We start from the raw sequence: 8,999 nt of genomic DNA, 5'->3' as shown, positions 1-8,999 counted from the left end.
ATGGCAGCACAGACCCGCGAACAACTCGTCGAGTCAGGATCCATCGCCACCCTCGCTGAAGTAGCAGCTCAGATATCCGTTAGTCGGAGCACTCTTCGTAACTTCCAAGCAGCGGTTGGCCAGTCCTGGCTCCGAGAGATGCAAGCAGTGTCGCCACTCCTGGATCAGCACTTTGAGCAGCCAATACTGAACCTCGTTGACACAACCCTGCAAGGGCTCGCCAGCCACGACGCTGGCAACGAAGTCGCGCTAGACAATCTATCGGACGAAACCGTCCATGAGATTGAAGAAGCGCTGTCAAGTTTCGAACAGTCATTGCAGGGATTCCCCCCTGCGATAGCACGTCGACTCTGGATCACATGGGTTCAAATCACCGTGTTCGCACTTTGCCTGCAAGCCCTGATCATCTTGCCGACCACGGCAGAAGTAATGGCTCTAATGGGTAGCGGCGCGTTGCCAGTTGCTCAGCAGGCGGGACTTGCAGCCGCCAAGGTCTGGGACAAATACCATCCGCGCCCGGAATCGGATACGCCCGAGGAGGAGTGAATACACACATAGCGGCGGCCCGCACTGTTCCATGCGGGCCGCCGCTGTGCGCGGGGATTAACTGAGGGGCGGGCTGTAGCGCAGAACCCAACCAGGGCTGGGACGGTGCACGGTGACCTCAACAGCGCGCCCGGTCTTTGTGTAACCGGTGTACGTGATCTGAATAAGGTTGCTGCCGACCTCGACCTCGAACGCCTCTGCTTCAACCGAGGTCGCCGCTTACAGCGTGATCTCCTCAGTCGCTTCGGTCTGCTCGTATCCCGCGTCGCGCATGCGGCTGATCATGCCGCCAAGAGCCGGGTCAGGGTTCTCGATGTTTGCCGCCTCTGCTACGTCAACGGGGACGTAACGAGTCGGCGAGCTGGACCAGGCGGTCCCCGTCATACATGTGCCTGGCGCGGATCACGGTCTGGTCAGCGCTCGCGATGCCGAGAAGTTCGGCGACCTGAGAGGGCGCGGTGTCGCGACGGATCGCAGTTTCCACGCGGGGAGTCCCCCGAGTCGCTTGATCTCGGTCTCGAAAGCTCCACGGCTTTCACCAGCCTCGCGACGCTCCGTGCGGTAGCGCTCCGTGGCGTCGCGGCCGATGGCGGTATTGTTGCTCACTTCGATCTTTCCTCTCAGACGGCGGGCTGGTCAATGGGCCACTCATAGCTGAGTGACCAGAGGGTGATGGGCATGATGTGGACGCAGACGTCCACGGCCCTGACGCTCTCGGTCAGGCCGACATGGGTGTCTCGTAGACCAGCCTGTCGACTGAGACGCCGAGCGACTCGGCTTCCGGCGACGCACTTCCTAGCTGCCTCCAAACTGCTCTGAGACGACCCCACGGGCATCGCCCCCCTCGGCACGAACACGGAGGGGGCGAGCGCTAGGGAGTTCCTTGCGGGGTCTTTCGCTGCCCAGCGTCAAGGGGAACGCGAGTCCGCCTGGCTACTGCGGTGCCTCCGGAAGCGGCAGCCATCGGGGCGTACTACTTGCTCTTGCCTTGCGCCTGGGGAGTGGTGACTACCGACAGGCGATAGTCACCATGTAGGAGCCGCCCCTCGATGCACGTCCCAGCGGGTCCGTTCATAGAGCAACCGGCGCGACCCTGTTCGTCGTGGATGGGGACGGAGTGGCCGAGCCACCTTGTCCAGGCAAGGCACTGGGGGGGCCGGAGAGCTGCCACAAGGCCGGCGTTCATACGTGCTCCTTGCTTGCTACCCGGTCGGTCACGTACGACCGCACCAATCCGGCTGGTTCGGCGAGGCCATGCAGTGCTTCCCATCTGCGCCATACCGCCTTGCCGTTCGCACCTGTGCCTACTGACCACATGTCGACCTCTGGCGCGAGGGGTGGCACAGGCCTGACTCTCGCGTGCCTGGACCATCGAACCCAACGCACCCTGTACGGGTCCGGCGCATCCGGCCATGCGAGGGGCGCTTGAGGGACATGTGCTCTCATGACTGTCTGCGCGCGCCGTCGACCAGGACCAGGGCGGCACAAGCGCCAAAGCACCAGTAGCGCCAGAACGACGCCCGCGCCGGCCAGCGCCGTACGGATAGACTCATTCACTGCTCGTAGCTCCTTGCTAACTGCGGACACTCCCCGGTTTCGGCATGCGGCGCCGGTACGGGGTTTGCTGACGCACGCGCCCAGATGAGTACGCACTAGGTTGGGCGCGTGCGGAGGCTCACGAATTGCGCAGGGGGCTACCCCGACCTCTGCCACATCGAGTACCGCCTCTGGAGAAATAGAGGTTTGCCCGACAGGGTCCTGCGATGTAACAGGTAGCGCCTTATTTCATTCTCACCTCCGCCCAGACGGTCACCCCCAGCACTCCCTTTTCCACCCCCCAACAACTCGACATGACCTCTACCAGGAATAGGCCCCTGCCACGTTCCGATGTTTCAGACGACGGCCGGACTTCCGGATTTCCGCACCCTTCGTCCCGCACCTCGATGCGGAAGGTGTCGCCGTAGCGCTCGACTACAACACTTACAGGCCCGTTGTTGGGTGCGTGTTGAATCGCATTGGTCACCAACTCGCTTGCGATGAGCGTTAAATCATCGCTCACAGAAACGTAAGCGGCAGAATCCGACCACTGAGAAATGAAGTCTTGGCAGTCCTTACGCGCAAGAGCTACCGACTCCGGGCCGGTGGGATACTGATGACGAGTTACAGCTTTGGGCACGGCTGCTCATCCCCCATAGGGCGTGCGAGTACGGAGGGTGCCGCTTCGATCACACTGCGGCACTACGTGGAATGTTGCACCTTTCGGAGGTAGACGTGCAACCTTCCACCGCAGGTTCGCTCGGATGAGGGGGTGTCAACTAGGCCGCGGGGCATGGTTCGCTGGCGTGCGCACTGTCAAATACACGCAGGCCAGCGAGGGTTAGGGGAGGTGCAAGTGGGAGCGCGCAAGGAACCTACGGCGCGTCAGGTCCGGTTGGCTCATGTCCTCCGCGACATGCGCGAGGAGGCAGGACACGGCAGCCTGGAAGCCGTCGCACGGGAGTTGGGATGGTCGAAAGCCAAACTGTCCCGCATCGAAACCGGTTGGTCCGGTGTGTCGGAGCCGGACCTGTTGACGCTGCTTGACAGGTACAAGATCGATAACCGTTCGTGGCGCTCACACCTGTGCGAAGTGCGTCGCCGGACAGCGTCCCGCGATGGCTGGGAAGTCCGCCTGAGGTCGACTGTGTCCGCCCAATACGCGGACTACGTAGGGCTGGAACAGGATGCGGCAGAGCTGTACAACGCAGAGCCCGTCCTCCTTCCCGGACTCCTGCAGACGTACGACTATGCCGCGACCGTCCTTTCGCAGCACATGCCGGGACTCACGGAGGCACAACGCGACGCGCGCCTATTGATCCGCGAACGGCGACAGACTGTGTTGACACGCGCGGAACCACTTGTGTTCTGGGGCATCATCAGCGAAAGCGTTCTAAGGCATGTGATCGGCGGGCCGGACGTCATGGCGGCACAGCTCGACCACGTGCTGAAAGCGTGCGAGCAAAACCCCTCGATCAACTTGCAAGTGCTGCCAGAAAAGCATCCGCTGCATGCGGCTCTGATCCAACCGTTCGTGATCCTCCAATTCCCAGTCCGCTGGGAACCGGACGTCGTTTTTCTTGATGGATTGACGCGTAACAGAATCCTCGAAGACGTTCACGACGTGCAGGAATACAGCAGGGTATTCAGGCGTCTCAACTCGGAAGCACCCAGCGCCCCCGAGTCACTTGAGCTGATCGAGAAACACAGGAACCACTACCAGCAAGGGGTAGTAGCGCAATGAATGAGCACGTCATACCGGATTCATCGACGCTTGACGTCGAGTGGCAGTCCATCTCGACCGGCGACGGAAACTGCTTCGAGTTCGCAGCCCTGGGCGACGGACGAACTGCCGTCCGGCAGAGTAAGGCGCCGCAAGGTCCGGCCCTGGTCTACTCGCCCGGTGAGGTCGCGGCGCTGATCGCCGCCGCCAAGTCGGGGCAACTAGACCAATTCGGTCAGGGCTAAGGGTCTGAGTGCGCGCTCCGGGACCACAGCGCGCGAGGCGTCCCCTGCCGACAGACGTCCGGCGGGGGACGTTGTTGTGTGTCCGGCAGGGCATGACCAAAGCCCTTCCTGAGGCCGAAGGCCATGCAGGAGCCGTCGGTGGACCCCCCGCCGGAAAGCCGTAGGCTCCCCGGGTGATTGCCACCATCGTCCTTGACGTAGGCGAGACCATCACCCGCGACGACCGTCACTGGAACTCCTGGGCCGACTGGCTCGATATTCCTCGCCATACTCTCTCCGCCCTCGTCGGTGCCGTCGTCGCCCAGGGTCGGGACAATGCCGATGCCGTTCGTCTGGCCAGGCCTGGGATCGATCTCTCCGCCGAGTACCGGGCGCGCGAGGCCGCAGGTCGTGGGGAGATGCTCGACGAAGCCGATCTCTACGATGACGTCCGCCCCGCGCTGTCCGAGCTTCGCAGGCTCGGGATCCGTGTGGTCATCGCCGGTAACCAGACTTCTCGTGCGGGCGAACTGCTCCGCGCACTGGGCCTGCCCGCGGACCTGATCGTGACGTCGGGCGACTGGGGTGTGGCCAAGCCACAGCCGGAGTTCTTCGAGCGCGTGCTGGAGGTGGCGCAGGCCGCGCCGGAAGAGACGGTGTACGTCGGCGATCACCCGGCCAACGACATCTTCCCGGCGAAGACAGCCGGGCTGCGGGCGGCACACATCCGCCGCGGGCCCTGGGGACACCTGTGGGCGGACGAACCGGAGTTGGTGGCGGCGGCGGACTGGCGGATCGACAGCCTCACCCAACTCACGTCGATCATCGCGAGCTGACGACTGGCGGCACAGAAGGCCTCGGACCCGCCCGGGACTTGCTTGGCTGTTCGCACACGCGCCACGTGCAGATATGAGTACCGTCCGGACCAGGCGTACCGAACGGAGCCCGTATGTCCACACCGTCCGCTCACGGTGGAGTAGGCCGGCGTATCGCCTACTACCGCAGCGTCGTGCACCCGAAGATGACGCAGCAGCGACTCGCCGACACGGCCCGGGTGGCCCTCGGCACCATTCGCAAGATCGAGCGCGGTGAACGTGGCGTGAGCGACGCGACCCTTGAAGCCGTCGCGGTCGCTCTCGGCGTCGACCCAGCCCTGCTCCGCACCGACCGACGTTCAACACATACCGCCGTCCACGACGCACTGCCCGCGCTGTCCGCCGCACTGGCCGCCTATGACATCCCGGAAGACGGCCCGGTGCGTCCCCTGCACGAGCTGCGCGCAACAGTCGCCGAAGCCGTCCACTGGCGCCTCGCCGCCCAGTACACGCGCATGGCCCGTGAGCTGCCCGACCTGCTCACCGAACTCGCCCGCGCCTACCACGCGGCCTCTGCCCACGAGCGGCGTGAACTGGCCGAACTCCTGGTCGGTGCCTACCGCTCGGCGGACGCCGTGGCCTACAAGTTCGGCGCCCTCGACCTGTCCGCCCGGCTGGTCGAACTCATGCGGTGGATCGTGCCCGAGGCCGAAGATCCGCTGCTCACCGCCGCCGTGGCCTACGTACGGACGGAGACGTTCTTCGCGGCTCGCGCCCATGCCACGGGGCTTCGCACCCTGGAACAGGCCATCGACAGCGCACCCGTCCCCAACACGGCATCCGAGAAAGCGGCGAAGGGTGCCCTCCACATGCGGGCCGCTGTCATCGCCGGCCGGGCACGTGACGCCACCGCCGCACAGATCCACCTCGCCGAAGCTCACGCTCTCGCGGACCGGACGGCCGAGGGTGTCTACTACGGCACCGCGTTCGGACCCCACTCCGTCCGCGTCCACGAGGTGTCCGTCGCGGTCGGCCTCGGGGCCGACCACGTGGGGCGTGCCCTCACACTCGCCCGGGGATGGCAGCCGTCAACCGACCTCCCGGCCGAGCGGCGCTCCGGCTTCCACATCGAACTGGCGCGCGCCCAGCTGTGGTCAGGACTCGCGGACCCCGCCTTCGAATCGCTGAAGGTCGCACGCCGGATCGCCCCTCAGCACACCCGCGAACACCCGTGGGTCCGTGAGGACGCCGCCACGCTGCGCAGGTTGAAGCGTGCCGAATCGGAGAGCCTCACACACTTCGCACAGTGGTGCTCGGCTGTCTGACGAGCAGTCGACCGCCCCTCGCCGGGGTACTTGTGGCTCTTGCCCGCCCTCACCATCTGACTTGTGATCAGAGGCCGACAGAGGGGATCACGGATGCCTGAAGCAATCACGCCCACGCCGAACACGGTGCCCGCGTATGGAGGGATGCCGGTGGCAAAGGCGCAGTACGAGCCGTGCCTCGGCGACACCGTCGAGGACGCCCGGCAACAGACGATCGGCAGAATCATGGACTTCGTCGGCCCGTACGTACAGCTGCGCCCGATGGACGACGGACGCGAAGGGGACGCTCTCCGGGACTCGCTCCAGCCCGTGCCCCTCACCGCACTACTGAGCGCGGGTGTGGCAGCGGCCAACGCCCGCTCCCGGGGTGAGTCCAGCATCGTGAACCAACCGATCCCCGTTCCCTTCGGCCTGACCCGGATGCGGCCGTTTCCTGACGCCGCTGTTCTGGTACCGGCCACAGTGGTGCTGGACATGAAGACGCAGACCGGACGGTGGTTGGGGCCGGACGGACTGGACATTCCCGCATTGGACCGGCACAAGCGGTCCGAGACGTCGAAGGAGACGAAGACGAGAACGAGCCTGGACGGGACCTCCGACGAAGGCGCGGACCAGCAGGGAGACAGCGATTGAACGCGTCACCCGTCCTTGTCGTCACCCAGCTCGACGACGCGACCGCCGATGGGGTCATCGAGGAGTTGAACCGTCGGTCGGTTCCGGTCGTGCGATTCGACCCCGGCGACTTTCCGGCTGCCGTCACCGTTGACGCGCGCGTGGGTGATGTCGGCCTCACCGGCGACGTACGGACCACGACCCGGGCAGTGGCTCTCGACCGGGTTCGCTCGGTGTACTGGCGCCGCCCTGGTCCGTACAACGCTCCCAACGGGTTGGCCGGCCAGGACGCCCGCTGGTGCATGGATCAGGCCCGCTATGGGCTGGGCGGCCTTCTCTCCGCTCTGCCGGGCGCGCACTACGTCAACCACCCCTGGCGCAACCGGGACGCGGAGTACAAGCCCGCTCAGCTCGCCGCCGCCGCCCGCTGTGGCCTCCGCGTACCCCCGACACTCCTCACCAACGATCCAGGACGCGCTCGCCAGTTCACGGACGAGTACGGACCGACGGTCTACAAGCCGCTGCACAATACCGACTACTCCGACCCTGACGGGCACGCGCTCACCGTGTGGGTCGAGGAGGTGGAGACGGACGCACTCGGGGCCGGCGTCGCACAGACCATGCACCTGTTCCAGCAGTGCGTGGACAAGAGGGCCGACATCCGTCTCACCGCTGTCGGCGACCGCCTGTTTCCCGTACGCATCGACGGCTCTCCGGGCCTTGACTGGCGCCGCCACTACGACGACCTCACCTACACGCCGATCGGCACTCCGCCCGATGTCACCTCAGGCGTACGGACCTACATGCAGGCTTTCGGCCTCGTCTACGGCGCGTTCGACTTCGGACTCGACACGGACGGCCGCTGGTGGTGGTACGAGTGCAATCCGAACGGGCAGTACGCCTGGTTCCCGGACCCCGTCACAAGCCGCATCACAGCAGCCATCGCCGACGAACTCCAGCACCCCCACCGGGACACCCCATGACCGCCACCGCTGCTCTCCGCAAGGACCTCGCCGACGCCCTCGCTGCCCAAGGTCTGCTGACGGACGTGGCATGGCGAGCCGCTGTCGAGGACGTTCCCCGCGAACTCTTCCTCGGCTCAACGATCTATCGGCCGCACGGAACGCAATGGAAACCCGCACGCCGCGAAGATCTCGGTGAGGACGAATGGCTTCGCCTGGCCTACTCGGACACCACCTGGGTCACGCAGGTGGACGGCATCGCCGCCGGTGACGCCTCGGGCCCGCGCTCCGGGCGCCCGACCTCCTCCAGCACTCTGCCTTCCCTCGTCATGCGGACCATCGAGCTCGCCGGACTGCGGGACGGCGACAAGGTGCTGGAGATCGGCACCGGAACCGGTTACTCGACTGCTGTACTGTGCCACCGTCTGGGCGGCGGGAATGTCTACTCCATCGAGTTCGACGAGCGTCTCGCGGCCCTCGCCGCCGACCGCATCGGTGCCGCGGGACACAGCCCGAACCTCGTCACCGGCGACGGCCTCCAAGGCCATCGGCAAGGCGCCGAGTACGACGCCGTCGTTGCCACCTGCGCCGTACGCAGCATCCCACCCTCATGGCTGTTCCAGCTCCGCGACGGCGGCAGCATCATCACCACTCTAAGCGGCTGGATGCTCGCCTCCGGCATGATCCGCCTCACCCTCGACGACGAGGGAGTCGCGCGCGGGTGCTTCACCGAGGACGCCGTCTCGTACATGCTCGCCCGTCCGCACGAGCGTCCTCCCCACCCCCTTTTCTTCCCTCACCCGGGCAGGACCCGTTCCGTCCACGTGACTCCCGCGCTGCTCGACCAATGGACCGGGCACTTCGTGGCGCAACTCGGCGCACCCTCGGCAGAGTTGATGCGCATGGGTGACGACGTGATTCTCCTCGACGTGGCCACCGGTTCCCAGGCCTGGACAGAACCACATGGAACCGGCTGGACCGTCCACCAAGACGGGCCCCTGAGCCTGTGGGACCAGGTTGAAGACGCGCTGATGACCTGGCAGGAGGCGGGGTCACCCGACCAGACATCATTCGGAATGACCGTCACGGACGTGGACCAGATCGTCTGGCTGGGGCACCCGGAAGGGCCTCGTTGGCGACTGCCGAACTGACAGCCGACGGCCCTACACGTCTGGGAGACCTGAGCCCGGTCGGCCCATTACCCCCGGAGTAATCGACCGCTCTCCCCGCCCCCGGCAGGATCAAGCACTCAGGCA

The 8,999-nt window shown here is 65.5% G+C and carries 10 protein-coding genes; 8 read left to right on the top strand and 2 right to left on the bottom strand.

What is annotated here, in order from left to right; all coding sequences use genetic code 11:
- The coding region (locus ACH4DZ_RS08945) for a hypothetical protein (RefSeq protein ID WP_398286309.1) at nt 1-546 on the top strand (546 nt) is incomplete at its 5' end.
- Between the two features lie 334 nt (nt 547-880).
- Here the strand turns inward: ACH4DZ_RS08945 and ACH4DZ_RS08940 are convergent.
- On the bottom strand, nt 881-1,030 hold the full coding sequence (locus ACH4DZ_RS08940) for a hypothetical protein (RefSeq protein WP_398286308.1): 150 nt from the start codon (nt 1,028-1,030) through the stop codon (nt 881-883).
- Between the two features lie 1,296 nt (nt 1,031-2,326).
- Complete coding sequence (locus ACH4DZ_RS08935; RefSeq protein WP_398286307.1) at nt 2,327-2,722, bottom strand: ATP-binding protein; 396 nt, start codon at nt 2,720-2,722, stop codon at nt 2,327-2,329.
- 153 nt (nt 2,723-2,875) lie between these two features.
- Here ACH4DZ_RS08935 and ACH4DZ_RS08930 point away from each other — a divergent pair, with 153 nt between their 5' ends.
- The 7 genes from ACH4DZ_RS08930 to tgmC all read left to right on the top strand — a co-directional run bounded on the left by ACH4DZ_RS08930 (nt 2,876) and on the right by tgmC (nt 8,894).
- Nucleotides 2,876-3,826: a helix-turn-helix domain-containing protein gene (locus ACH4DZ_RS08930; RefSeq protein ID WP_398286306.1), complete on the top strand. Its 951-nt coding sequence runs from the start codon at nt 2,876-2,878 to the stop codon at nt 3,824-3,826.
- On the top strand, nt 3,823-4,050 hold the full coding sequence (locus ACH4DZ_RS08925; RefSeq protein ID WP_398286305.1) for a DUF397 domain-containing protein: 228 nt from the start codon (nt 3,823-3,825) through the stop codon (nt 4,048-4,050). The genes ACH4DZ_RS08930 and ACH4DZ_RS08925 overlap by 4 nt, the downstream gene beginning before the upstream one ends.
- Nucleotides 4,051-4,223: 173 nt before the next feature.
- Nucleotides 4,224-4,865: an HAD family hydrolase gene (locus tag ACH4DZ_RS08920; protein ID WP_398286304.1), complete on the top strand. Its 642-nt coding sequence runs from the start codon at nt 4,224-4,226 to the stop codon at nt 4,863-4,865.
- 113 nt (nt 4,866-4,978) lie between these two features.
- Nucleotides 4,979-6,169, top strand: a complete 1,191-nt coding sequence (locus ACH4DZ_RS08915) for a helix-turn-helix domain-containing protein (protein WP_398286303.1) — start codon at nt 4,979-4,981, stop codon at nt 6,167-6,169.
- 150 nt (nt 6,170-6,319) lie between these two features.
- Nucleotides 6,320-6,802, top strand: coding sequence for a putative ATP-grasp-modified RiPP (locus tag ACH4DZ_RS08910; protein ID WP_398286302.1), 483 nt, complete (start codon nt 6,320-6,322; stop codon nt 6,800-6,802).
- Nucleotides 6,799-7,764, top strand: a complete 966-nt coding sequence (gene tgmB, locus ACH4DZ_RS08905; protein ID WP_398286301.1) for an ATP-grasp ribosomal peptide maturase — start codon at nt 6,799-6,801, stop codon at nt 7,762-7,764. Before ACH4DZ_RS08910 ends, tgmB begins: the two co-directional genes overlap by 4 nt.
- Complete coding sequence (tgmC, locus tag ACH4DZ_RS08900) at nt 7,761-8,894, top strand: ATP-grasp peptide maturase system methyltransferase (RefSeq protein ID WP_398286300.1); 1,134 nt, start codon at nt 7,761-7,763, stop codon at nt 8,892-8,894. The genes tgmB and tgmC overlap by 4 nt, the downstream gene beginning before the upstream one ends.
- Nucleotides 8,895-8,999 lie beyond the last annotated feature (105 nt).

Origin of the sequence: Streptomyces sp. NPDC017991 (assembly GCF_044328075.1) — a bacterium.
In the GTDB taxonomy this organism is placed as follows: Bacteria; Actinomycetota; Actinomycetes; order Streptomycetales; family Streptomycetaceae; genus Streptomyces.
The sequence above is the reverse complement of the archived record's forward strand: the minus strand, read 5'-3'. Positions and strand labels throughout refer to the sequence as shown.